Source organism: Castellaniella sp., assembly GCF_041677825.1.
Taxonomy (GTDB): Bacteria; Pseudomonadota; Gammaproteobacteria; order Burkholderiales; family Burkholderiaceae_B; genus Castellaniella.
In genome coordinates, this window is sequence record NZ_JBAYPG010000010.1 from 32,836 (window position 1) to 57,686 (window position 24,851).

A 24,851-nucleotide genomic window follows, 5' to 3' on the forward strand; every position below is an offset into this window, starting at 1 on the left:
ATGTCGATCGACTGGGTCACCGTACTCGCACAGCTTGCCAATTTTCTGGTGCTGGTCTGGCTGCTGCGCCGTTTCCTTTATCTTCCCATCCTGAACGGCATCGATGCGCGCGAAGCCGCCATCGCGCGTCGCATGGCCGAGGCCGAGGCCGCGCATGAAAAAGCCATGGCGACCGGGGTGCAGTACGAGCAGGCGCTCGAGCGTACACTGGCCGAACAAGAGGCGACCGTGGCCCAGGCGCTGGCGGCCACCGAGCATGAACGCGAGCAGATCATGGCGGATGCGCGGCGTCAGCTCAAGCAGGAACAGGCCGGCTGGGGGGTGCACCTCGAGCGCGAGCGCCAGGAATTCATCCAGCGCCTGCACCAGGCCGCTGCCCGCACCGTGTTCGACATGGCCCGCAAGGTGCTGGTCGATCTGGCCGATGAACCCCTCGAAGCGGCCATCGCGCGCAAGGCCGCGCAGCAGATCCGGCCCCTGGTCACCGAACTGGGCGCCACGGTGGCGGCCGGGCAGCAGGCGCGGGTGTCCACGCATCAGCCCCTGGCACCCGAGGCACGGCAACGGCTCGACACCGATCTGCAGACCGTGCTCCCGGGTGTGCAACTGGACTATGCCACCGATCCCGAACAGTCTCCGGGGCTGATCCTCCAGATGGGGGGCGTGCAGCTGGCCTGGACGATAGACAGCTACATGGATGAACTCGACGACAGGGTGGCCCAACATCATGCGGCCGCCCTGCGTCATGAAGAAGGGCATGATGGGGTCTGAAGGGTCGGCTGCCGGCGTGTCCGGCTTGCCACGGGCGCCGGGCGGGGGGGTGCCGCGCGATCCCGATCGTGCCTTTGCCCGCTGGCGCAGCCGCCTGCTCGACCTGCCCGCGCCCGGGCCGACCCTGTCCGAGATGGGGGTCGTCACCGATGTAGGCGATGGCGTGGCCACCGTCTCCGGCCTCATGCAGGCACTGGCCGACGAACTCATCGTGTTCGACAGTGGTGCTCATGGGGTCGTGCTGGACCTCGAGCCCGACCGTCTGGGGGTAGTGCTGCTGGGGCCCGCCGAAATGATCCGTCCGGGTGAAAGTGCCCGGCGCACGCGCAAGGTGGTCAGCGTGCCGGTGGGCGCCGCCCTGTTGGGGCGTGTGGTAGACGGGCTGGGCCGGCCCATCGATGGCCTGGGGCCGGTGCGTGCGACGCTGCAGCGCCCCGTCGAGGCCGAGGCGCCGCGCATTCTTGAGCGCGCGCCCGTATCGCGCGCCCTGCTCACGGGCATCAAGGCGGTGGACGCCGCCATCCCGGTGGGTCTGGGGCAGCGCCAGCTGATCATCGGCGACCGGCAGACGGGCAAGACCTCCATGGCCATCGATACCATGCTGAACCAGCGCGACAGCGCGGTGCTGTGCATCTACTGCGCGATTGGCCAGCGTGGCGACGCGGTGGCGCGGGTCATCCGGGCATTGACCGAGAACGGGATGCGCAGTCGCAGCATCGTCATGCACGTCGGTGACGAGGAAGCCCCGGGGCTGGCCTACATGGCGCCGTATGGCGCGATGACCATGGCCGAGTATTTTGCGGCACAGGGGCAGGATGTGCTGGTGGTCTTCGATGACATGACGCACCACGCGCGGGCCTACCGCGAGCTGTCCTTGCTGCTGCGCCGCCCGCCGGGTCGCGAGGCCTTTCCGGGCGACATTTTCTACGTGCATGCCCGCCTGCTCGAGCGCGCGGGGCAGTTCAGCGAGGCGCTGGGGGGCAGTTCCATCACCGTGCTGCCGGTGGTCGAGACCGAGGCCGAAAATCTGGCCGCATACATTCCCACCAATCTCATTTCCATCACCGACGGGCAGATCTACCTGTCTCCCCGCCTGGTGCGCCGCAATCAGTTTCCGGCGGTGGATCTGGGCCTGTCGGTCTCGCGCGTGGGCGGCAAGGCGCAGAATCGCAGCCTGCGTGATGTCTCCGGCAATCTGCGGGTCACGCTGTCGCAGTTCGAGGAACTCGAAGACTTCGCCCGCTTCGGCACCCGTCTGGATGACACCGCCCGGGCGCATCTGGCGCGCGGTGCCGCGGTGCGCATGGCGCTGCGCCAGGCCGAGCGCGATCCGATGCCGGTGATCGAGCAATTGGCCGTGCTGATCGCCGCCATGGAGGGTCTGTTCGATGGCCTGTCGGCCAGCCGGGTCATGGCGGCCATGGGTCAGCTGCGTGTTGCCGCACGCCAGGCCCTGCCGGATCTGCAGGCCCAGGCCATGACGGGCGCGCGTCTGGGCCAGGACGATCGCCAGCGCATCCTGCAGGTCGCTCGCGAGGCCGTCGGCGGCGTGCCGCCTGCCGCACGGCGCGGCAGGCCGTAATGGCACAGTCGCTCGAAGCCCTGTCGCGACAAGGGCATACGCTCGCCAGCATCCGTGGCATCGTGCGCACCATGAAAAGCCTGGCAGCCATCAATGCGGCGCCCTATGAAGAGGCGGCCCTGGCCATCGAGGCCTATCAGGCCACCATCCGTCGGGGGTTTTCGGCGTTCGCCCATCGCATGCAGACTGGCTGGCCCGGTACCAGTGACCGCCGAGGGATACGCCACGGGATCGTGGTGGCCTTTGGCTCCGATCATGGCTTCTGCGGCAATTACAACGAGGTGCTGGCCACCGAAGTGCTGCAGTTGTGCGTACAGGCTGCGGATCGGCAGGAGGGGCATCCCCAGGTATTGTGCGCAGGGGCGCGCCTGCAGGCCGCCCTCGAAGAGCGCGGCATGACCGTCGAGCACCGCCTGCGCCCGCCTGCGTCGGTCGATGGCGTGGCACGCCTGGCCAGCGAAGTGGTGCAGCAGATCGAGCAGCGCAGCCGCGGCCAGCCACTCACCCGGCTGGGGGTCTGGCTGGCGTATACGCGCCGGGTCGGGCACGGGCTGCGGGCGCCGGCCATCAGCGCATTGCTGCCCTTGCCGCCCCAGTTGCTGCAGGCCCCGGCACGCTGGCCCTCGCGGGCCTTGCCGGATTTCACCCTGGCGCCGGCTGCGCAATTGTCGGCGCTGGTGCGCCACCACCTGTTTGCCAGCGTCTTTCGGGCATCGGCAGAAGCCATGGTCACGGAAAATGCCGCGCGCCTGGCCCTGATGCAGCAGGCCGAGCAATCGGTCGATGAGCGCATGGCACAACTGAAGCTCGAGATGTCGTCTGTTCGCCAGGATCAGATCACCCAGGAGATCATGGACATCATTCTGGCGCATGGGTAGGCCGGGCACTGCACTCTACCGGTATGCCCCGGGCAGGGCATTGCACTTCACCGGTATGCCCCAATATAGTCTTCATCACAGTTTCTGTTGCCTTCGGGCTTCATCACAGGCCTTCCGACATGACATCCCCATTGATCGTGGCATGCCCGCATTGCCACCGCAAGAATCGCGTACCCGCCGACCGTCTGCAGGATGGCGGCCATTGCGGGGTCTGCAAGCAGCCTCTCTTCACCGGTGCCCCCATTGCCGCCGGCCAACAGGCGTTCGATGCGCACGCGGGCAGCGACCTGCCGGTGGTGGTGGATTTCTGGGCCACATGGTGTGGCCCATGCCGCCAGTTCGCACCCATATTTGCAGATGCCGCACGGCAGCTCGAGCCGCGTGCTCGCTTCCTGAAGGTCGACACCGAGGCCGAACCTGCCCTGGCGCAACGTTTCAATATCCGCAGCATTCCGACACTGGTCATGCTCCGCCAGGGGCGCGAAGTGGCCCGGGTGTCCGGGGCCCTGCCCGCAGCCCAGTTTCGTCAGTGGGTCGAGGCGAATCTATGAGCGAGGCGTATCCTGCGGCTTCGGGCAGCCGGGCCACGCTGTGGGCGCGATGCGCGGCAATTCGTATTTCGGTGCCAGTGGCCCCTGGATCCGGCTGCCATCGGCGGCCAGGCGCACGAGCCGATTCTCGCTCACGAAGTAATGGCTGGGTTCGCTGCCCTGCAGGGTGACTGAATTGCCTTCAGGGCCCCAGGTGAAGGCCCCGTGCTCCAGCCACGGCGTGCCCGGTTTGCCCAGATAGACGAGTTGCGCGCAGTATTGCCCATCGGCGTACAGATTGATGGTGGTCTCGATGCCTTCACAATCGGCGCATGGCAGGATGCCGCGGTAGGATCCAGCCCAGTCGAGCGCATTGCGGGCATTGTGGGCGGGGTCGGGTGGGGTCGGCGCGGGTGGCCTGCCCGCACAGGCGGCGAGGCCCAGGACCATGGCGAATGCGGCCAGTTTCGTGATTGTTCTGAACATGCGGTGGTCCTCCTTGGGTATCCCCTGCGGTTTGCGCGGTGTGCGCGATCTCATGTGCCAGGTTCAATCCATGCACCTGGCTTGACTACTATAACGGGTCTGGTCCTGCAATCGGTCTGGGCCGGGTTGCACAAAAAGCGAGCATAATCACAAAAATCGCATCATGATGGTGCATCCCCAACGAATGGAACTTCCGTGGGCAAACCGGTCCTTCATCGTCTGCTGCTGGACAGCCAGCGCACCGCCCTGGTGCTGCTCGACCACACGCTGACCATCCATTATCTCAACGCGGCCGCTGAGGCATTGCTGTCCGCCAGCCGCCGGCACCTGCGGGCGCGCGCGCTCGAGTCCTGCTGGCAGGACGATGGCGGCATGGCCGATACCCTGCGGGAATGCCTGAAGATCGGGCAGTCGATCACCTGCCGCGAAGTGCCTGTGCGTACCTTGACGGGCATGATGCAGACCATAGACTACAGCGTTGCACGGCTGGAGAAAGACGGCCAGGTCGATGCGCATGCAGGCAGCCGCACCCCGTTTCTGCTGCTGGAGATGCAGCCGGTCGAGCGCCAGTTGCGCCTGTCCCGCGAGGAGGGTCGCGCCCAGGCACAACAGGCCATCAACCAGCTCGTGCGGGGCATGGCCCACGAGATCCGCAATCCGCTGGGGGGCATACGCGGGGCGGCGCAACTGATGGCCACGGCCCTGCCGGACCCCGAATGGCAGGAGTACCTGAACGTCATCATCGCCGAGAGTGATCGGCTGCAGGCACTGGCTGGGCGCATGCTGGGTATCGGCCCGGCCGCTGCGCGCAGTGAAGTCAATATCCATGAATGTCTCGAGCGTGCGCGCACGCTGGTACAGGTCGAGCAGCCGGGGTTGCCGATCATGCGCGACTATGATCCCAGCCTGCCCACCATTCTGGCCGATCACGACCAGCTTGTGCAGGTGTTGCTGAATCTGGTGCGCAATGCCATGCAAGTCCTGGTGGAACATGCTGTGCCCGATGCGCGCATCCTGCTGCGCACGCGCGCGGATCGCCAGTTGACCCTGCATGGCCGGTGTCACCGGCTGGTGCTGCGCATCGACGTCATCGACAATGGCCCCGGCGTGCCCGAATCGCTGCAGGACGCCCTGTTCTTTCCCATGGTGACGGGCCGCGCCAACGGCATCGGGCTCGGGCTGCCACTGGCGCAGGACATCGCCCGCCGGCACCATGGGCTGATCGATTGCTGTAGCCAGCCCGGCTGCACGTGTTTCAGCCTGCTGCTGCCGGTGATGGCCGACCGGCTGCCTGTCCTGCAGGAGCCTTGCCATGTCTGACACGATCTGGATCCTGGATGACGATCGCTCGATCCGCTGGGTGCTGGAAAAAACCCTGCAACCCGAAGGCTATGCCATCACCACGTTCGACAATGCCGATGATGCGCTGAACCGGCTCGAGGCCGGTGAACCGGCGCCCGATGTGCTCATCACCGACATCCGCATGCCGGGCACCGACGGGCTGCATACCCTGCGCTGGCTGCGGGCACGCTATCCGGACTTGCCGGTCATCGTCACCACGGCCTTTCCCGACCTGGACGCCGCCGTGAATTCCTATCAGGGCGGGGCATTCGATTACCTGCCCAAGCCATTCGACATCCACGATGTGAACGCGCTCGTCGGCAGCGCGCTGTCGAGGCGGGAGGCAGGGGCCACCGCGGATGCCGGTGGCCCCGCGTCTCCGGTGCCCGACATCATCGGCGTGTCCGCCGCCATGCAGAACGTCTTCCGGGCCATCGGCCGGCTGAGCCAGTCATCAGCCACGGTGCTGATCAACGGCGCCTCGGGGACGGGCAAAGAGCGTGTTGCGCAGGCCCTGCACCAGCGCTCGGCGCGTGCCTCCAGGCCGTTTCTTGCCCTCAATATGGCGGCGATCCCGCAGGAGCTCATCGAGTCGGAACTGTTCGGTCACGAACGTGGCGCCTTCACAGGCGCCAATAACCGGCGCATCGGACGCTTCGAGCAGGCCGACGGCGGCACGCTGTTCCTCGACGAAATCGGCGATATGCGGCTGGACGTGCAGACGCGACTGCTGCGCGTGCTCCAGGAGGGCGAATTCTATCGGGTGGGCGGCACCTCGCTCATCGAGGTGGACGTGCGCATCATCGCCGCAACCCACCAGGACCTGGCGCAGCGGGTCCAGGAGGGCCGTTTTCGGCAGGATCTGTTCTACCGGTTGAATGTGATCAACATCCGCCTGCCCGATCTGGCCCAGCGTCCCGAAGACATCCCCCAGCTGGCGTACCACTTTCTGTCTCAGGCAGCGCGGGAGATGGGTGTAGAGCAGAAACGGCTGGATGACGACGTCATGCGCCTGCTCGCGCAATTGCCCTGGCCGGGCAACGTGCGCCAGCTTGAGAATCTCTGCCGCTGGCTGACCGTGATGGTGGCCGGTGGCATCATCCGCCGGGGCGATCTGCCCGACACATTGCTGGCCGACGCCCGGACACCCGTCGCATCGGCACAGCCGGCGTTCGACATCCCGGCGACGCCTGCACCGCCCACGCCTGCACGGTCCGCGCCTGCATCGGCTATCCCTGCACGAACGGGGCCGGTTACAGCCGCCCCGCCTGACTGGCCGCAGGCCTTGCGGGCCTGGGCCGACGATGCGCTGGCCGCTGGCGCACAGGATCTCCTGGCCCGGGCCCTGCCGATTTTCGAACGCACACTGATTGACGCGGCCCTGGGCGCGTCACATGGCAAGCGCCAGGAAGCCGCCCGGCGCCTGGGCTGGGGGCGCAACACGCTGGCGCGCAAGTGCCGCGAGCGGCCGCCCACGCCCTGATCCAGCCCCTGCCATGGATCGCTGATCGCCCGGCGCAACTGGCCGGTAGACCACGCGTGCCTACAGCAACATCTGGCGCAACTCGGCCGCGGGCCGCGGCGACAGCAGCGCGGGGGCCACGTCAAAGACGCTGTATGCACCGGTCAGGCCCTGCGCCTTCATGCGTTGCGCCGCACGGGCATAGGCCACCATGACCGAGGCCGTGAATTCGGGATTGCTCTGCAACTGCAATGAAAATTCACAGGTCTGCGCGGTGCCTGCACCTGTGCTGCCGCTGCGAATGACGAAGCCGCCGTGCGGCATCCCTTTGTGATCCGCCTGCAGTTGCGCCTCCGAGATGAAATTCACCTGGGTATCGTATTCATCAAAATAATACGGCATCGACACGATCGCCTCGCGCACGGTCTGCGGGTTGGCGCCCTCTTCGAGTACGACGTAACACTCGCGGGTATGCTTCTGGCGCGTGGAAAGCGCGGGGTTCTCGCCATTGCGTACCTGTGCCAGGGCTGTGGGCACCGGAACAGTGTATTGCACGGCAGCGCGCACACCGGGTATGCGGCGGATCGCATCGGAGTGCCCCTGGCTGACGCCCTTGCCCCAGAATGTGTGCGTCGTGCCTTGCGGCAGTACCGCCTCGGCCAGCAGGCGGTTCAGCGAGAACAGCCCGGGATCCCAGCCGATGGAAACCAGCGAGACGTTGTGCCCCTGGCGCGCGGCCTCGTCCATGGCCGCGTAGTAATCGGGAATCCGGGCATGCGTATCGAAGCTGTCCACCGTGGTGAAACGCCCAGCCAGTGCAGGGCCCTGTTCGGGCAGGTCGCTTCTGGAACCGCCGCACAGGATCAGCACGTCGATCGTATCCTGGTGACTGTCAATATCACTCAGGGCGTATACCGGCACGCCAGCCGTCAGAGGCTGGATGTCCTCTGCGGGGCGGCGGCTGAAAATACCGACCAGGTGCATGTCCAGTGCCTGGGCAAGCGCCTGCTCGACGCCTCGTCCAAGGTTGCCGTGGCCCACGATGGCGGCACGAATTTCGCTCATGTTGCTATCCTCTTGCGGTCACCCGCATGGTTGATCAAACGGCCATGCCGGGCGTCGCGCCCGACCTGAGCCTGCCCAGATACAAGCAAAAATCATGCCAATACTCAACGGGGCAAGTGACTCGACCCCATCAGGTACTGATCGACCGCACGGGCGCACTGGCGTCCTTCCCGAATCGCCCAGACTACCAAAGACTGCCCTCGGCGCATGTCGCCCGCAGCAAAGACGTTATGAACGCTCGTCCGGTAGCGGGTGCCCTCGTCGCCGCCAGTCGCCACGTTGCCGCGCGCATCGCGCGCCACACCGAAGGCATCCACCACGGCCTGGCGCGGGCACTCGAAGCCCATGGCCAGCAGCACCAGATCGGCCGGCATGTCGAATGCGCTGTCCGGAACCGGCACCATCTCGCGCCCGCGCCACTGGACGCGCGTACAGGAGACGCTGCGCACGCGTCCCGCATCATCTCCGTTGAAACGCAGGGTCCGTATGGCCCAGTCGCGCTGGCAGCCTTCTTCATGTGAACTCGAGGTCCGCAGGCGCAGTGGCCAACCCGGCCAGGTCATGAGTCTGTCGGGGGTAACGGGCGGCATGGACATGAGTTCGAATTGCGCGACGGCCTGTGCGCCCTGGCGATTGCAGGTGCCCACGCAGTCCGAACCCGTATCCCCGCCGCCGATGACAATCACCCGCTTGCCCTGGGCGGTGCACCGTTGCGCGAGATCGTCGCCGGCGTCGACATGATTCTGTTCGGGCAGGAAATCGAGTGCAAAGCGCACGCCGTCCAGCGCGCGGCCGGGGATCGGCAGATCCCTGGGCGTTTCCGAGCCGCCCGCCATGACGATGGCGTCGAATTCCCGCAACAGGGTGTCTGGGTGCACACAGGTGACGGGCGCCATGCCGTGACTGAAGCGGCTGGCATCCGCGGCGTGCCCGACGTAGCTGCTGCTGCGAAAGACCACACCCTCTTGCTCCATCTGGACGATGCGGCGGTCGATGTGCCGCTTCTCCAGTTTGAAGTCGGGTATGCCATAGCGCAGCAGGCCGCCGATGCGGTCGTTCTTCTCGAAGACGGTCACTGCATGCCCGGCACGCGCCAATTGCTGTGCGCAGGCCAGTCCCGCAGGACCGGATCCCATGATGGCCACCCGTTTGCCAGTCTGTTCTTCGGCGGGCATGGGCACGACCCAACCCTCGGCCCAGCCCCGCTCGATGATGGCATGCTCGATGGATTTGATTCCCACCGGATCGTCGGAAAGCGCCAGGGAACAGGCCGCTTCGCAAGGCGCCGGACAGATGCGGCCCGTGAATTCCGGGAAATTGTTGGTCGACAGCAGGCGTTGCAGTGCAGCATGCCAATCATCGCGGAACACCAGATCGTTCCAGTCGGGAATGATGTTGCCCACCGGACAGCCGTGGCTGCAATAGGGAATGCCGCAATCCATGCATCGCGCAGCCTGCTTGCGGGCCGTGGCCGTGTCCATGGGTTCGACGAATTCAAGGAAGTCATGCACGCGTACTGCGGGTGACCGGGTCGGCGCCTTCTGGCGCGGAATCCGCATGAAGCCGCGCAATTTGTCCATATCGTCCATGCTGTACTCCTTTCAGGCGACCTGAATGGGGCGGCAAGCGTCTGCTGCGGGCACCGTGCCGCGCAGCTGCGCCAGTGCGCGCCGGTATTCATGTGGCACGACCTTGATGAAATGCGGCCGGCTGGCTTGCCAGTCGGCCAGGATCCGCGCGGCCTGGCGGCTGCCCGTGTGGCGGCGATGCGCCTCGATGAGGGCCTTCAGTGTGCGCTCATCGTCCGTTTCGGGTGCATCGCGGCCCACTTGCCGACAGACGGGTTCGAGGGCCACCATGTCGGGGTTGCAGCGCGCCGGGAACCTGCCGTGCGGATCGAAGACGTACGCCACGCCGCCGGACATGCCGGCGGCAAAATTGCGGCCGGTCTCGCCCAGCACCACGATGGTGCCGCCCGTCATGTATTCGCAGCCGTGGTCGCCCACGCCCTCCACCACCGCCACCGCCCCGGAGTTGCGCACGGCGAAGCGCTCGCCGGCCACGCCATTGAACCAGGCATCGCCACGCGTGGCGCCATACAGCAGGGTGTTGCCCGCGATGATCTGCTCAGGGCCCCAACCGCGAAATCCGTCGGGCTGGCGCACGATGATCCGGCCGCCCGACAGGCCTTTGCCAACGTAGTCATTGGCCTGGCCCTCCAGGTCCAGGGTGATGCCGGCTGCGAGGAATGCGCCGAAACTCTGCCCTCCCGTGCCGGTCAGGTGGATCCGGATGGTGTCTTCGGGCAGCCCGGCTTCGCCATGCTGGCGCGCGATCTCGCCCGAGAGCAGCGCGCCGACGCTGCGATCGGCATTGCACACATCGAGTGCCAGGCAGACCGCCTGTCCAGTGTCGATGGCCTGGCGGGCCTGGGCGAGGATCACGTGATCCAGTGCCTTGTCCAGGGCATGATCCTGCCTGTCGACGTGGCGGATGGCCACATCGCCGGCGACCGGGGGGCGGTGGAAGATGCGCGTGCAATCCAGGCCCCGTGCCTTCCAGTGGTCGATACCCGCACGCATGTCCAGTCGGTCGGCCCGTCCCACCATGTCATCGAAACGACGGAAACCGCATTGCGCCATGATCTCGCGCACTTCCTGGGCGACGAACAGAAAATACGCCATGACGTGCTCGGGCAGGCCGACGAAGCGCCGGCGCAGTTCTGGATCCTGCGTCGCAATGCCCGTGGGACAGGTGTTCGTCTGGCCCTTGCGCATCTGGATGCAGCCCATCGCCACCAGGGGGGCGGTGGCGAAACCCATTTCGTCAGCCCCCAGCAGCGCGGCGATCACGACATCATGGCCGGTTTTCATCTGGCCGTCGGCCTGGATCCGGATGCGCCCGCGCAAACCATTGCGCACCAGGGTCTGCTGCGTTTCGGCCAGCCCCAGTTCCCAGGGCGAGCCGGCGCGCAGGATGGATGACCATGGCGAGGCGCCGGTGCCACCGTCGTGCCCCGAGATCACCACGTGATCTGCCTTGGCCTTGGCCACCCCGGCCGCAATGGTGCCCACACCCACCTCCGACACCAGTTTGACGGAGATCGAGGCGGCCGGATTGACGCATTTCAGATCGTGGATGAGTTGCGCCAGATCCTCGATCGAATAGATGTCGTGGTGCGGCGGCGGCGAAATCAATCCCACGCCGGGCACCGAGAACCGCAGGTCGGCGATATAGGGTGTGACTTTGTGGCCAGGCAGCTGCCCGCCCTCGCCAGGTTTGGCACCCTGTGCGATCTTGATCTGGATCTGGTCGGCCGACACCAGATAGGCCGCCGTCACTCCAAAGCGACCCGAGGCCACCTGCTTGATGCGGCTGCGCAGCGAATCGCCTTCCTGAAGCACCTGATCGCGCACGATGCCCGCCTGCGGCAGCAGGCCCGACAGGGTGTCGCCGGCCTGGATGTGCCCGCCGGCCATCTCGGCGCGATAGCGCGCCGGATCCTCGCCGCCTTCGCCGGTATTCGATTTGCCGCCCAGGCGGTTCATCGCGATCGCAAGCGTGGTGTGCGCTTCCGTGGAAATCGATCCCAGCGACATCGCCCCGGTGACGAAGCGCTTGACGATCTCGGCGGCCGGTTCGACCTCGTCGAGCGGCACTGCGCCGCTGGGTCCCAGCCGCAGCCGAAAGAGTCCGCGCAGCGTCATCAGGCGGGTACTCTGCTCATTGACGAGCCGGGCATACTGGGCGTAGGTGCGGGCATCACGGCCGCGGACCGCGTGCTGCAGATGGGCAATGGTGTCCGGGGTCCACATATGGGCCTCGCCGCGCTCGCGCCAGGCATGGTCGCCGCCGTCGGCCAGCGAATCGGCCAGCACCGGATCGCCGCGCCAGGCTGAGCGGTGCAGCCACAGCGCCTCTTCCAGGAGTTCTTTCAGGCCGATGCCCTGAATGGTCGAGGCGGTACCCGCGAAGCAGCGCTCGACCAGGTCATCGGCCAGGCCCACCGCTTCGAAAGGTTGCGAGCCCATATAGGAAAGATAGGTGGAAATGCCCATCTTGGACATCACCTTGAGCAGACCCTTGCCGATGGCGTGCACGTAGTTCTCGACGGCCTGCTGGCCGCCCGGCGAGCCGGCTGATGCGGCGTGCTCGTGGCGTACGGTTTCCAGTGCCAGGTATGGATGGATGGCGTCGGCGCCATAGCCGGCGAGTACGGCGAAGTGATGCACTTCGCGCGCCGACCCGGTCTCGACGACCAGGCCCGTGCGGGTGCGCAGCCCCTGGCGCACGAGGTGCTGGTGTACGACCGAGGTGGCCAGCAGGGCCGGGATGGCCACGCGCTCGCGGCTTGCGCTGCGGTCGCTGAGGATGAGGATGTTGCCGCCCTGGCGCAAGGCCTCTTCAGCGTCGGTGCAGAGTGTATCCAGGCGCGCCGCCATGCCTGACGCATCCTGTTGTGCCTCGCAGGTGATATCCAGCACGTGGCTGCGCAAACGGTCCGGGACCGCCCGGCCCAGGCAGCGCAGCGCGGCCATGTCCGCCTCATCCAGCACCGGCTGTGGGGCTTCCAGAAGCGCCGGCAGATGGGCTGGATTGCGCTCGAGCAGGCCGGGGCGCGGGCCGATGAGCGTGGCCAGGCTCATGACGAGGCGCTCGCGGATGGGGTCGATTGCCGGGTTGGTCACCTGGGCGAACTGCTGGCGAAAGTAATCGTAGAGCGACCGGTGCTGGTTCGACAGCACCGCAAGCGGCCGGTCATCGCCCATGGATCCCAAGGCCTCGGCACCGGACTGCGCCATGGGCAGCAACTGAAACTTGAGGTCCTCGCGTGTGTAGCCGAATGCCTGCTGGCGCCGCAGCAGGAACGCGCCTTTGTCAGTGGCCGGCCGCGGCTTGCCTGTGTCGGTCGCCGGTCTCGGTTCGCCATCGTCCGATGGCAGGTCCCGAAGGCGGATCCGGGTGCGCGCCAGCCACTGGGCGTAGGGTCGGGCACTGGCCATTTGGTCCTTGATCTCGTCATCGCCGATGATGCGCCCGGCTTCCGTGTCGATCAGCAACATTCGCCCAGGCTGCAGGCGCCATTTGTGCACGATATTTTTCTCGGGGATGGCCAGAACGCCGGCCTCGGAGGCCAGAATCACGCGATCGTCGCCGGTCACGACGTAGCGCGCCGGGCGCAGGCCGTTGCGATCGAGCGTCGCCCCGACCTGGCGGCCGTCCGTGAACACCAGGGCTGCAGGCCCGTCCCAGGGGGCCATCAGTGCCGCGTGATAGGCGTAGAAATCACGGCGCGTGGCCGCCATGTGGACATCATGCTCCCAGGCCTCGGGGATCATCATCATGATTGCCTGCGCCAGGGGATAACCCGCCATGACCAGCAACTCCAGACAGTTGTCGAAGCTGGCCGTGTCCGATTGCCCCGCATGGATGATCGGCCAGAGTGCATCCAGGTCGCCACCCGGCAGCGCTGCGGTGGCGGTGCCGCGGCAGGCGTTCAACGCATTGATGTTCCCGCGTATCGTGTTGATCTCGCCATTGTGGGCGATCATGCGGTAGGGGTGGGCCAGTTCCCAGGCCGGAAAGGTGTTGGTGGAAAAGCGTTGATGGACCAGCACCAGCGCCGAAGCTGCGCGCGGATCGCGCAGGTCCGGGTAATATTGGCCCACCTGCTCCGCCAGCAGCAGGCCCTTGTAGACGATGGTGCGCGCCGATAGCGAAACCATGCAATACGTGCCCGCCGGTACGTGCTCCAGGGCACGGATGGCATGGTCCCATCTCTTGCGCAAGCCGTAGAGCCTGCGTTCCAGCGCATCGGTTTGCACGTGTGCGCGACCGCAGCCGATGAAAACCTGGCGGATCACCGGTTCATGGGCGCGCACGATGGGCGACATGGGCATGGTGCGGTCCGTGGGTACGTCGCGCCACCCCAGTACCTGCAGGCCATGTGCCAGCGCGCAGCGTTCCAGCGCCTGTTCGCAGGCCTGGCGCGCCGTGGCATCCCTGGGCAGGAAGAGCATGCCGGCGCCGTACTCGCCGGGATCGGGCAGGGTGACCCCGTGGCGCACCATCGCGGCCCGAAAGAGTGCATGCGGGATCTGAATCAGGACGCCTGCGCCGTCACCCATCAGGGGATCGGCGCCCACTGCGCCCCGGTGCTCCAGGTGCTCGAGAATCAGCAGCCCCTGTTCGATGAGTGCGTGGGATTTTTTCCCCTTGACGTGGGCGACGAAGCCCACGCCGCAGCCGTCATGTTCGTGGCATGGATCGTACAGGCCAGCACCTGGATCCGGATTGGCACACTGGTTCATCGCGTCACCTTCAGACCGAGTAGTACAGGTCGAATTCGACCGGGCAGGGCGCCATGGCCACGCGCTGGACCTGCTCGCGCTTGAGCGCTGCGTAGGCCGCCAGCATGTCTTCGCTGAACACGCCGCCTTGCGTCAGGAAATCATGATCCTGCTCCAGACGGTCCAGTGCCTGCGCCAGCGATGTGGCGACGCACGGCACCCCCTGCGCCTCTTCGATCGGCAGGTCGTACAGGTTCTTGTCCATGGCATCGCCTGGATCGATCTTGTTCAGGATGCCATCCAGGCCCGCCATCAGGAGCGCAGCAAAGCCCAGGTACGGATTGCAGGCGGGGTCGGGAAAACGTGCCTCGATGCGTCGCGCCGATGGGCTGCCCACGAGCGGGATGCGGATGGACGCCGAGCGGTTGCGGGCCGAGTACGCCAGCATGACCGGCGCCTCGAATCCGGGCACCAGGCGCTTGTAGGAGTTGGTGGTGGGGTTGGTGAAGGCGTTCAGCGCCTGGGCGTGCCGAATGATGCCACCGAGGTAGTGCAGGGCCATTTCGGACAGGCCGGCATAGGCGTTGCCGGCAAACAGATTGACCCCGTCCTTCACGAGCGATTGGTGGACGTGCATGCCTGAACCATTGTCGCCCAGAAGCGGCTTGGGCATGAAAGTGGCGGTCTTGCCGCAGGCGTGCGCTGCGCTGTGTACGCAATACTTGAGGATCTGCACCTCGTCGGCCTTGCGTGTGAGGGTATTGGCCCGTACGCCGATCTCGCACTGGCCCGCGGTGGCGACTTCGTGGTGATGCACCTCGACCTCGAGCCCCATGGCCGCCATGGCATCGCACATGGCGCCGCGCAGGTCTCGCAGGGAGTCCATGGGCGGCACCGGAAAATAGCCACCCTTGACATGTGGCCGGTGGCCATGGTTCGGGCTGTCTGACGCCGCGCTCATCCAGGCCCCTTCGCTCGACACGATTTCATAAAGGGCCGCTTGCATGTCGGTCTGCCAGCGTACGCCGTCGAACACGAAGAACTCGGGTTCCGGGCCAAAGAGTGCCGCATCGGCCACCGCACACGCCTGGAGGAACGTCTCGGCGCGCAGCGCGATGGAACGCGGATCCCGCTCATAGCCTTGCAGCGTGGCCGGATCCTGCACGGTGCAGGTCACCATGACCGTTGCTGCGGCGGCAAAGGGGTCCACCACAGCCGTTGCGTCGTCAGGCATCAGAAGCATGTCCGACTCATGCACGGACTTCCAGCCCTGGATCGACGAGCCGTCGAACATGCGTCCCTCGTGCAGCGCGGTGGCATCGAAGGTGGCCGCGGGATAGGTGATGTGATGCGCCTTGCCATGGGTATCCGTGAATCGGAGATCTACCCACTGGGCGTCGTGTTGCTGGATCAGGTCGAGCGTTCTTGAATCGGACATGGGATGTGCCTCTGCAGGGCCGAACCACCATGGTCCGGCGCACATCCATCATTAAGCAAAAAACATGCCAAACCAGAGCTGTGCGGTCAGCCCGGGCGCGCCTTGCGTGCCCGGGATGATGGAATGCCGGCGTCCTCGCGATACTTGGCCAGGGTCCGTCGCGCCACCTGGATGCCGTCGGCGTTCAGCAGCTGGGCCAGGCGGCTGTCGCTCAATGGAGCGCACGCCGACTCGGACGCCACCAGGCGCCGGATCCGCGCCTGGATGGCGGTGCTGGAGCATCGCTCACCATGGCGACCCGGAACCCCGCTGGAGAAGAAATACTGCAGGGCGTGCAGGCCGCTGCCCGGGACAAGCAGGAATTTCCCGGCAATGGCGCGTGACACGGTGGACACATGCAAGCCAGTGTCGTCTGCCACGTCGGCCAGTACCAGCGGCTTCATGGCCTGCGCGCCATGCCTGAAAAAATCGTCCTGCAGGGCCAGGATCGAATGGACGACCCGGGCCAGCGTCGCCTGGCGGTTCTGCAGTCCGCGCAGCAGCCAGCGTGCCTCGCGCAGCCGGCTGCTCAGGTAGGTGCGGGCTGCTGCATCGGCCACCGTGCGGATCAGGCCGGCATAGCCGGCATCGATGCGCAACGTGGGCTGCAGTATGGGGTTCGGTGTGACCTGCCACCCGCCATGGTGCCGGCTGGCGATGACGTCGGGCAGATCAGCGGCTGACGATGACCCTGCCGATGCGTCGGCAAAGCGCGCGCCCGGCGCGGGATCCAGTTGGCGCAGCAGGATCCCGATGCCCTGCATGCCAGGTGGCAGGGCCGGGGTGGGTAGTGCCTGCAGGCCCTGTCCCGAGCGCATGCTAGCCAGCCAGGCGTGCGCCTGGAGGCGCCACGGGGTTGCGGCCGGCAGGGCTTCGAGCTGCAACTGCAGACACTCGACCAGATCGCGGGCAGCAACCCCGGCAGGGTCGAATTGCTGGATCTGGCGCAGTACGGCCAGCACCTGGCGCGGTTGTGGCCAATCCGGTGGCACAGCCGCTCCGAGCAGGTCGCGACAGACGGGTGCCAGTGCCTCGGGCGCCTCGCACAGGTAGCCGCGCTCGTCCAACGCGCCGATCAGGGCGCAGCCAATGGCGAATTCTGCATCTGCAAGGCCCAGCAGCCGCAATTGCTGCAGCAAATGTTGAAAGAGCGTGTCGGGCACGATGGGTTCGTGCGCAGTTTTGCGCGCATCGGCATCACCCGCGGGCTGGGCGGGTACCAAGGGCTCCGCCTCTTGCCGCTCGAGCAGCGGATTGGATTCGAGCTGCCGCTCGACTTCCTGCAGCAATTCGGGGCCGGACATCTGCAGCAGCCGTACCGACTGCCGCAGTTCGGGCGTCATGGTCAACTGCTGCGTGGTTCTGACGCCAGGCTGCTGGGCGAGATTGGGCATGGTGATTCATCGGCTGCGGGATGCTTGCGGATTCATCTTACCGCAGCCCGATTGGCGTGCAAGCGGGCTGGATTGCGGCTTGCGCGCCCCTGTCAGCGGATGCGATTCAGCTCGTCCAGCACATGCTGAACCGCAATTTCCTGGGGGCCCGTGCGATGGGCGATGCCCATCGGGCGCCACAGGGGCGGGTCGAGGAACAGGATCCTGATGCGTTCATCGATTTGCGGCTGCAGCGTTTCGTAGGACAGCAGGGTGGCCCCATAGCCCGCCCCTACAAGGCTCTTGGCCGAGTCGTTGTAGTTGACGCGAATCTTGGCCTGCGGGCGCAGGCCACCGGCGGCGAACCATTCGTTGATGATTCTGGCCAGTTGCGTGCTGTCGTCATTGAGGATGAGCGGGCGTGCCGCCAGCCAGGCGGCCGTGGCCTTCTCCGGGCTGTCCCAGTGTGCCGGCACGAGTGCCACCACGGGGTCTTTTCGCCATGGACGCACCTGGACTTCGGCCATCTGGCTTTGCGGCAAGGCCACCGCGGCGATGTCGAGCAGGCCCTTGGCCAGGCGGTCCATCGCTTCGCGTGAGTTGAGTACGGCCAGTTCGACTTCGATGCCCGCGTGTTTTTCCGACAGGCGCCTGAGCGCCATGGGCAGCAGATAGGTGATCACCGGGGTCGCCGCGCTGACCCGCACACGACCGATCTTGCCCTGCGCATGCAGCTGGATGTCCTGCAGCATGGCGTCGCTCTGGTTCAGCAAGCGCTGTGCCCGTGCAATCAGTGCCGCCCCGACGCCGGTGGGTTCGGCCTTCTTGCGCTTGCGCAGCAGCAGTTCGACCCCCAGTTGTTTTTCCAGTTCGTTGATGTGCAGGCTGACAGTGGGCGGTGCCAGGTGCAGCGCCCGTGCGGCCGCGACAAAGGAACCCTGCTCGGCAATGGTGACGAGTGTTCGGAGACGATCGAGGTTCAGTTCGCGCATGTTTATGATTCATGAATCAAAAGGTCAGAATATTCAACTTTTGTTTATTTTATCGTCTTCCTACAATCGGTGAAGAGCATACGAATCAGACTGTATCGAAGGAGAAACGCGTGGGCAGTCCAGTGCATGATGCATATCGTCGTAGTCAGGCAATGCCGTTGGCCACCCGCGACGCGGTGGCCGCCGAGTTGGCCGGCATCGTGGGGGCCGACCATGTCTGGTGTGGCGAACAGGCCCGCCAGCGCTACCCGGGCGACAAGAGCTGGTTGACGATCGTGCATGCGCATTATGGCCAGCCGCTGAACCAGCCTGAAATTGCTGTGGCACCGGCCACGGTGGCGCAGGTTTCGGACATCATGCGCCTGGCCTCGCGCACCGGGATGGCGGTCACCCCGCTGGGTGGCGGTTCGGGTGTCCAGGGGGCCGCCAATGCCAACCTGGGCGGCTTGCTGCTGGATCTCACCCGACTGGATCGCATCCGTGACGTGGACGAAGCGTCGCTGACCTGCACGGTCGAGTGCGGCATGAACGTCAAGCGCTTCGATACCGAGCTGGCCAGGCAGGGCCTGACCTTCACGCACGACCCGGCGTCGGCCGAATGGGCCTCGGTGGGCGGCGCCATCGCGGCGCGCGGTTCGGGGGTGCTGTCGACCCGCTATGGCAACATACAGGATCACGTGCTGTCCCTGGAAGTCGTGCTGGCCGATGGCCAGGTGGTGCAGCTGCCGGCCGTGCCCAAGCATGGCGTGGGGCCCGAACTCAGCCAGTTGTTCGTGGGCAGCGAGGGGGTGCTGGGCATCGTCACTGCTGCGCGTGTCAAAATCCAGAAGCAGCCCGGAGCCCGGCGCTTCAGTGCCGTGCGCTTTCCTTCACTGGCCGCGGGTATTGCAGCCGGGCGGGAGATCGTCACTTCGGGGCTGCGCCCGGCGGTGATCCGCCTCTACGATGCGCATTCCTCGGTGCTCAGCCTCGAGAAGATCGTGCGCGCCGGCCTGCAGGGCGAAACCATGGTGCTGATGGTGGAAGGCCAGCACGCGGCATTGGTCGATGCCGAGATGCAGATTTGCGAGCAGATCTGCCAGGATCACGGCGGGCAGAAACTCGATGACCGTATCGGCGCCTTGTGGTGGGATGATCGCTATGGGATGTCCCATCCGCCGCATACGCCAGCGTTGCCGCAGATCTGGATGACGATGGATGCGGTGTCCGATTTTCGCTGCATTCAGGGGCTGTACGACGGGGTGACCGCCGCCATTGCCAGTTCGATCGACCCCAAGTGGGGGCTTTCGGTCAAGACGCACCTGTCGCACTGGTATGAATGGGGTGCAATGATCTACGCCAGGGTCAATGTGCCTCGAGGGCCGGACAATCTGCAGGAGGCCGTGGCGCTGCATGATCGGATCGTGGCTGCTGCGGTGCAGGCCACCCTGGCCGCCGGTGGGGTGATGAACGATCATCACGGTGTGGGGATGCGTCTGGGGCCCCACATGCAGGCTCAATTCGGGGCGGCGGGCATGAGCCTCCTGCAGGGGGTGAAGTCGGGGCTGGACCCGCAGGGGATCCTGAGTCCCGGCAAACTGGGGCTGTCCAGCCCGCTGGCGGGCTGATGGCCCGGGTGGACGGCGGTTTCCGATGCATGGCATGGGGGTGACGCAATGAATCTGGGCTTGGCAGGGCGTGTGGCCCTGATTACCGGCGGTGCGCGTGGCATCGGTCTGGCGCATGCCCGTGCGCTCGGTCATGAAGGCGCCGTCATCATCCTCAACGATGTCGATGAGCAGGCAGCCGAAGCGGCGGTCGGTGGCCTGCGTGCCGACGGCATACAGGTCGGTTTTCGGCCGGGTGATGCCACGGTCCCGGACGTGGTCGAAGACACCGTGGCCGGGGTGTTGTCGGAACACGGCCGGCTGGACATCCTGGTCAACAATGCCGGCATCGGGGTCAAGCCGGCCGCCCTGGTGCAGGAGATGCCGTTCGACGCCTGGCAACGCATGCTGCATGTCCATCTGGACAGTACCTTCCTGTGGTCGCGGGCTGCGGTGGCGCCCATGCGCGAGAACGGTTTCGGGCGCATCATCAATACCTCTTCGATGAATTTCACCGGTGGCGGCCGGCCCGGGGTGGCGCATTACTCGGCGGCCAAGGCCGGCATCGTCGGCCTGACCCGGACGATGGCCAAGGAGGTGGGTCCGCTGGGGATCACCGTGAATGCGATCGCCCCCGGCTACGTGGCGACCGAACTGATCGCCCAGTTCTCGGCCGACATGATGCGGCGTCTGCAGAGCCAGAATCCGATGGGGCGTCTGTGCCAGCCCGAAGAAGTGGCTGCGCTGGTCGCCTTTCTGTGTTCCGGGCATGCCGGCTTCATCAATGGTGAACTGATCTGCATGGATGGTGGCCGGCGTGATTTCTACTGGGGCTGATCCCGGATCGGGACGGACGGGCATGGATGGCATGGGCAATAAACACTATTTCATCGGTATCGACATTGGCGCGGGCAGTCTGACGACGACGGTGATCGATCTGCAGGGGCAGGTTGTCGGCTCGGCCAGTGCCGAACTGACCACGCACAGCCCCCACGCCGGCTGGAGCGAGCAGGATCCGCACGACTGGTGGCATGCGCTGTGCGGCACGGCCCGCCAGGCACTGGCCCAGGGGTCGCTGGCTGCCGACCAGATCGGGGCCGTCGCACTGAGCGCGGGTGCGCATACGCCTGTGCTCGTCGATGCCGCCGGGCAGGTCATCCGCCCGGCCATCCTCTGGAGCGACACGCGCAGCCGCCTTGAAGCAGCCGAACTCAAGGAAAATCACGGATCCGAGATCTTCGGCATTGCCCGCAACGTGCCGGCGCCCACCTGGACGCAGCCGCAGTTGCTCTGGCTGGCGCGTCACGAGCCAGATGCACTGGCGCGCACGAAACGCCTGTATGTGGCCAAGGACTGGCTGCGGGCGCAGCTGACGGACACCTGGGAAACCGATCACACCGAAGCGGCGGGCACCTTGCTGTACGATGTGCAGCGTCGGCAGTGGTCCGATCGCCTCTGCGCGATGATCGGGCTGGATCCAGCCCTGTTGCCGCCCCTGGTGGCGGTGACGGACGTGGTGGGCCAGGTGACCACGGCCGCCGCCGCGGCCACCGGCCTGGCGGTCGGCACGCCCGTGGTCTGCGGCAGTTCCGATACATCCATCGAAACCTATGGGGCGGGCGCGGTGGCCCTGGGCACCGGGGCGGTCAAGCTGGCGACTGCGGCCACCATCACCATGGTCAATGCCGAGCCGGGGCCCACGGCGTCCGTGATCCATTATCCGTTCTGTGTGCCGGATCACTGGTACGCCATCGGCGCGACCAATTCGTGCGCCTCGGCGCACCGTTGGTTGCGCGACACGTTCTTTTCCGGCAACGGCATGACGGGGGCACAGGCCTTCCAGGCCATGGACCGCGATGCGGCCAGTGTACCGGCCGGCGCGGGCGGGCTGTTGTTTCACCCCTATCTGCAGGGTGAGCGCACGCCCTACTGGGATCCGCTGCTGCGCGGCGATTTTCTGGGCATCACGTTTGCGCACGAGCGGCGCCATTTTGTACGCGCGCTCTACGAGGGGGTCGCCTTTTCCCTGTACGATGTGCTGCAGGCGCTCGAAGCGCAGGGCAAGGCGATGACCGAGGCCCGCATCATCGGTGGTGGCTCGCACAGTGCCACCTGGCGCCAGATCGTGGCCGACGTGCTCGGGATATCCATCGCCATGCCACGCATCACCGATGCCTCGTTCGGGGCGGCCCTCGTTGCGGCAGTGGGGGCGGGTGCCTTTCCAGACCTGCCCACGGCGGCTGAACGCACGGTGGCTTTCGTGGCTCATCACGAACCGGACCCCCGGCAGCACCAGCGTTATCTGGACATGCATGCGATCTACCGTGATGCGGCCCGGGCGCTGTTCGATATCAACCACCGTCTGTCGGCCATCAGTCCGAGGTGATCCATGCTCAAGGTCTTTGCTGCCCCACATCGATACATTCAGGGGCCTGATGCGCTCGCGCAGCTGGGCGCCCAGGCCGCGGTCCTGGGCGCACGCCGCCCACTGGTCATCATGGATTCGTTCGTGCGCGATCTGCTGTTCGAGCGCATACGGCAGGGCCTCGGGGATCTGGCCGACCAGGCCATCGTCACCGTGTTCAGCGGCGAATGTACCGGCGCCGAGATCGACCGGCTGGCGGGCCTGGCTGCGGGCGCCCAGGCCGATGTCATCGTGGCGGTCGGGGGCGGCAAGACCATCGACAGCGCAAAGGGGGTCCGGATCCAGTCCGGCCTGCCCATTTTCATCGTGCCGAGCATTGCGTCCAACGACTCGCCCACCAGTCGCCTGGTGGTGCTGTATACCGCCGATCATGCGGTGGACAAGGTCGATCTCATGCCCACCAATCCGGATCTGGTTCTGGTGGATACCCAGGTGCTGGTGCAGGCGCCCGAACGCTTCTTTGTCTCGGGGGTGGGCGATGCACTGTCCAAGAAATTCGAGGCTGCGCAGTGCATCGGCAGCCGACGCAGGAATTTTCACGACGGACAGGCGACGTTGCTGGCGCAAGCCATCGCCGACTTGTGCTACGACACGGTACGGGCGCATGCCGATGGCGCGCTCGAGGCCGTGCGCAACCGGCGGGTCAATGATGACTTCGAGCGTACGGTCGAAGCCACCATCCTGCTGTCCGGGCTGGCATTCGAAAGTGCAGGTCTGTCCATCGCGCATTCATTGACCCGGGGCCTGTCCGCGGTGCCAGGCCCGGCAGCGGCCCTGCATGGTGAGCAGGTGGCCTTTGGCCTGCTGGTCCAGTTGTTGCTGGAAGGCCGGTCTGCGGATTTCATGGCGGACCTGCTGATGTTCTACGGTCGCATGGGTCTGCCCCGGACCCTGACCGGGCTCGGTTTGCAGGGTGATCCTGCACAGGCAGCTGATCTGATCGCGCAGATCACGTGGGAACGGGCCCCTTATACAGGGGCTTTCACGCACCCACTGGATCAAAAGCGGCTGGCAGCTGCAATCCTTGATGTCCATCGGTCAAACGCATGATGCAGATGGACAGAAAATCCATGATGGTATGACACACCAAGGAGACACACCATGAAAAAATGGCTCTCGATCTGCACTACGGCGCTCGCCCTGTCCGTGGGTGCGACCGCCCTGCATGCTGAAACGACCGTGCGGGTCGGCAGCATACAGTCCGAAGAGTTCTACATGAATCCGTACATCAAGAAATTCGAGGAAATCGTTCGTGAAAAGACCGACAATGCCTACAATTTCAAGGTGTACTACAACAGTACGCTGGGCAGCGAATCCGAGATGTTCGAACAGATGCAGGCGGGCCTGCTCGACATGATGTTCGGTTATTCGGCGATTCTGCCGAATTACGTCAAGGAAACCGAAATCATCGGCCTGCCTGGCCTGCTGTCCGATTTCGACGAAGTGCACAAGGTCATGAATGGCCCGATCGGCGAAGATCTCGCACAAAAAGTACTGGACAGCACCGGCGTGCGCATTCTCTGGTTCGTCGACCAGGCACACCGCAACGTGTTTCTGAAAGACAAGGATGTCAAGTCCGTGGCCGATCTCAAGGGGATCAAGCTGCGCTCGCCCAATTCGCCGCTGTACCTCCAGGTGCTGGGCACGATGGGCTTCAATGCGGCGCCCATGGGTTTCAATGAAATCTATACCGCCGTGCAGACGGGCGTGGTCGATGGCCACGAACAGGAAGATCCGGGTATGCTGGCCATGAAGTTCTACGAGGTCGAAAACCGGGCGGTCGTGACGCGCCATATGTATCAGTCGGCGGTGTGGGAAGTCAGCGAAAAGTTCTTCCAGAAGCTGCCCGAGAAGGATCGCCAGATCTTCATCGATGCGGCGCGCGAGGCAGGCATCTGGTTCCGTCCGCTGACCGGTCTCGAAGCCGAACTGGCTGCACGCAAGGAACTCGAGGAAAAGCATGGCGTCAAGGTGGTCGAGCTCGACCAGGCCGAGCTCAATGCGCTGTTCGAGCCCATGGTCGATCAATACGCCAAGGATAGGGGCATCTACGACTACGTGGTCAAGGTGCGCGAAGAACTGGGCAAGTAATCAAGGCTCGAGTGGGGTCACCCGATGAACAAATCCTGGCATCCCCTGTTCAGCGAGGTGATCGTCATCCTCTGCTTTCTCGTGATCGTGCTGGCTACCTTTCTTGGGGTGGTCAGCCGTTACGTGCTTGAATACTCATTGCCGTGGGCCGACGAGGTGGCCCGCTATGCGCTCGTCTGGCTGGTATATGTCGGCATGGTCAGTACCCTGGTGCGGGGCCAGCACGTCTGCGTCGAACTGCTTCTCGTGCGCTATCGGGGCCGGGCCAGGGTCTGGCTGCTGAACCTGATCGATCTGGCCTGTATGGTGCTGTTCGCCGCACTGTTGTACGGCGGCCTGCAGCTGATGCAGATGGCGCAGACGCAGATCACGCCCGCGCTGGGCATTTCCAAGTCCTGGATCTATGCTGCGGTCCCGCTGGGGTCTGCACTGATGTTGATCGAATATGTCCTGCGCATCCGGCGCAGGCTGTCTGGCCAGAGCGCCAGCTGAGGAGGGCGAA

19 protein-coding genes are annotated in these 24,851 nt (G+C 65.5%); 12 read left to right on the forward strand and 7 right to left on the reverse strand.

Annotation, left to right across the window (positions count from 1 at the left end; genetic code table 11):
• The 4 genes from WCY17_RS06035 to trxC all read left to right on the forward strand — a co-directional run bounded on the left by WCY17_RS06035 (position 1) and on the right by trxC (position 3,782).
• Positions 1-771, forward strand: a complete 771-nt coding sequence (locus WCY17_RS06035) for a hypothetical protein (RefSeq protein WP_372701275.1) — start codon at positions 1-3, stop codon at positions 769-771.
• A complete protein-coding gene (locus WCY17_RS06040) occupies positions 758-2,353 on the forward strand; it encodes a F0F1 ATP synthase subunit alpha (protein ID WP_372701276.1) in 1,596 nt (531 codons plus the stop codon). Before WCY17_RS06035 ends, WCY17_RS06040 begins: the two co-directional genes overlap by 14 nt.
• On the forward strand, positions 2,353-3,231 hold the full coding sequence (locus tag WCY17_RS06045; protein WP_372701277.1) for a F0F1 ATP synthase subunit gamma: 879 nt from the start codon (positions 2,353-2,355) through the stop codon (positions 3,229-3,231). The genes WCY17_RS06040 and WCY17_RS06045 overlap by 1 nt, the downstream gene beginning before the upstream one ends.
• A gap of 119 nt (positions 3,232-3,350) precedes the next feature.
• Positions 3,351-3,782, forward strand: coding sequence for a thioredoxin TrxC (trxC, locus tag WCY17_RS06050; protein ID WP_372701278.1), 432 nt, complete (start codon positions 3,351-3,353; stop codon positions 3,780-3,782).
• On the opposite strand, the gene WCY17_RS06055 is transcribed toward trxC, so the two are convergent.
• Positions 3,777-4,247: a copper resistance protein NlpE gene (locus WCY17_RS06055; protein ID WP_372701279.1), complete on the reverse strand. Its 471-nt coding sequence runs from the start codon at positions 4,245-4,247 to the stop codon at positions 3,777-3,779. The two genes, trxC and WCY17_RS06055, sit on opposite strands and share 6 nt — an antisense overlap.
• Before the next feature lie 195 nt (positions 4,248-4,442).
• Here WCY17_RS06055 and glnL point away from each other — a divergent pair, with 195 nt between their 5' ends.
• Both glnL and ntrC read left to right on the forward strand, forming a co-directional pair.
• On the forward strand, positions 4,443-5,567 hold the full coding sequence (glnL, locus tag WCY17_RS06060; RefSeq protein WP_372701280.1) for a nitrogen regulation protein NR(II): 1,125 nt from the start codon (positions 4,443-4,445) through the stop codon (positions 5,565-5,567).
• Positions 5,560-7,071, forward strand: coding sequence for a nitrogen regulation protein NR(I) (gene ntrC / locus WCY17_RS06065; RefSeq protein WP_372701281.1), 1,512 nt, complete (start codon positions 5,560-5,562; stop codon positions 7,069-7,071). The genes glnL and ntrC overlap by 8 nt, the downstream gene beginning before the upstream one ends.
• A 60-nt stretch (positions 7,072-7,131) precedes the next feature.
• Here ntrC and WCY17_RS06070 read toward each other — a convergent pair whose 3' ends face one another.
• The 6 genes from WCY17_RS06070 to WCY17_RS06095 form a co-directional block, all read right to left on the reverse strand.
• Positions 7,132-8,115: a diaminopimelate dehydrogenase gene (locus WCY17_RS06070; RefSeq protein ID WP_372701282.1), complete on the reverse strand. Its 984-nt coding sequence runs from the start codon at positions 8,113-8,115 to the stop codon at positions 7,132-7,134.
• 104 nt (positions 8,116-8,219) lie between these two features.
• A complete protein-coding gene (locus tag WCY17_RS06075; protein ID WP_372701316.1) occupies positions 8,220-9,695 on the reverse strand; it encodes a glutamate synthase subunit beta in 1,476 nt (491 codons plus the stop codon).
• A gap of 21 nt (positions 9,696-9,716) precedes the next feature.
• A complete protein-coding gene (locus tag WCY17_RS06080; protein WP_372701283.1) occupies positions 9,717-14,426 on the reverse strand; it encodes a glutamate synthase-related protein in 4,710 nt (1,569 codons plus the stop codon).
• Between the two features lie 10 nt (positions 14,427-14,436).
• Positions 14,437-15,843, reverse strand: a complete 1,407-nt coding sequence (gene glnA, locus WCY17_RS06085; protein WP_372701284.1) for a type I glutamate--ammonia ligase — start codon at positions 15,841-15,843, stop codon at positions 14,437-14,439.
• 86 nt (positions 15,844-15,929) lie between these two features.
• Positions 15,930-17,276: an RNA polymerase factor sigma-54 gene (rpoN, locus tag WCY17_RS06090; protein ID WP_372701285.1), complete on the reverse strand. Its 1,347-nt coding sequence runs from the start codon at positions 17,274-17,276 to the stop codon at positions 15,930-15,932.
• A gap of 92 nt (positions 17,277-17,368) precedes the next feature.
• Entirely contained in the window at positions 17,369-18,247 is an 879-nt protein-coding gene (locus WCY17_RS06095; protein WP_372701286.1) for a LysR family transcriptional regulator, read from the reverse strand.
• Positions 18,248-18,399: 152 nt separating this feature from the next.
• On the opposite strand from WCY17_RS06095, the gene WCY17_RS06100 reads away from it, so the two are divergent.
• Genes WCY17_RS06100 through WCY17_RS06125 form a run of 6 tightly spaced genes read left to right on the forward strand, consistent with a single transcriptional unit; the run spans position 18,400 to position 24,841 of the window.
• Positions 18,400-19,854 carry an FAD-binding oxidoreductase gene (locus WCY17_RS06100; RefSeq protein ID WP_372701287.1) on the forward strand — a complete coding sequence of 485 codons (1,455 nt, stop codon included), beginning with the start codon at positions 18,400-18,402 and terminating at the stop codon, positions 19,852-19,854.
• A gap of 48 nt (positions 19,855-19,902) precedes the next feature.
• A complete protein-coding gene (locus WCY17_RS06105) occupies positions 19,903-20,670 on the forward strand; it encodes an SDR family NAD(P)-dependent oxidoreductase (RefSeq protein ID WP_372701288.1) in 768 nt (255 codons plus the stop codon).
• 31 nt (positions 20,671-20,701) lie between these two features.
• The gene (gene xylB, locus WCY17_RS06110; RefSeq protein WP_372701289.1) at positions 20,702-22,219 is read left to right on the forward strand and encodes a xylulokinase; all 1,518 of its coding nucleotides are present in this window, start codon (positions 20,702-20,704) and stop codon (positions 22,217-22,219) included.
• Between the two features lie 3 nt (positions 22,220-22,222).
• Entirely contained in the window at positions 22,223-23,308 is a 1,086-nt protein-coding gene (locus tag WCY17_RS06115; protein WP_372701290.1) for a glycerol dehydrogenase, read from the forward strand.
• A gap of 51 nt (positions 23,309-23,359) precedes the next feature.
• Complete coding sequence (locus tag WCY17_RS06120) at positions 23,360-24,349, forward strand: TRAP transporter substrate-binding protein (RefSeq protein WP_372701291.1); 990 nt, start codon at positions 23,360-23,362, stop codon at positions 24,347-24,349.
• A 24-nt stretch (positions 24,350-24,373) separates the two neighbouring features.
• The gene (locus tag WCY17_RS06125; RefSeq protein ID WP_372701292.1) at positions 24,374-24,841 is read left to right on the forward strand and encodes a TRAP transporter small permease; all 468 of its coding nucleotides are present in this window, start codon (positions 24,374-24,376) and stop codon (positions 24,839-24,841) included.
• Positions 24,842-24,851 lie beyond the last annotated feature (10 nt).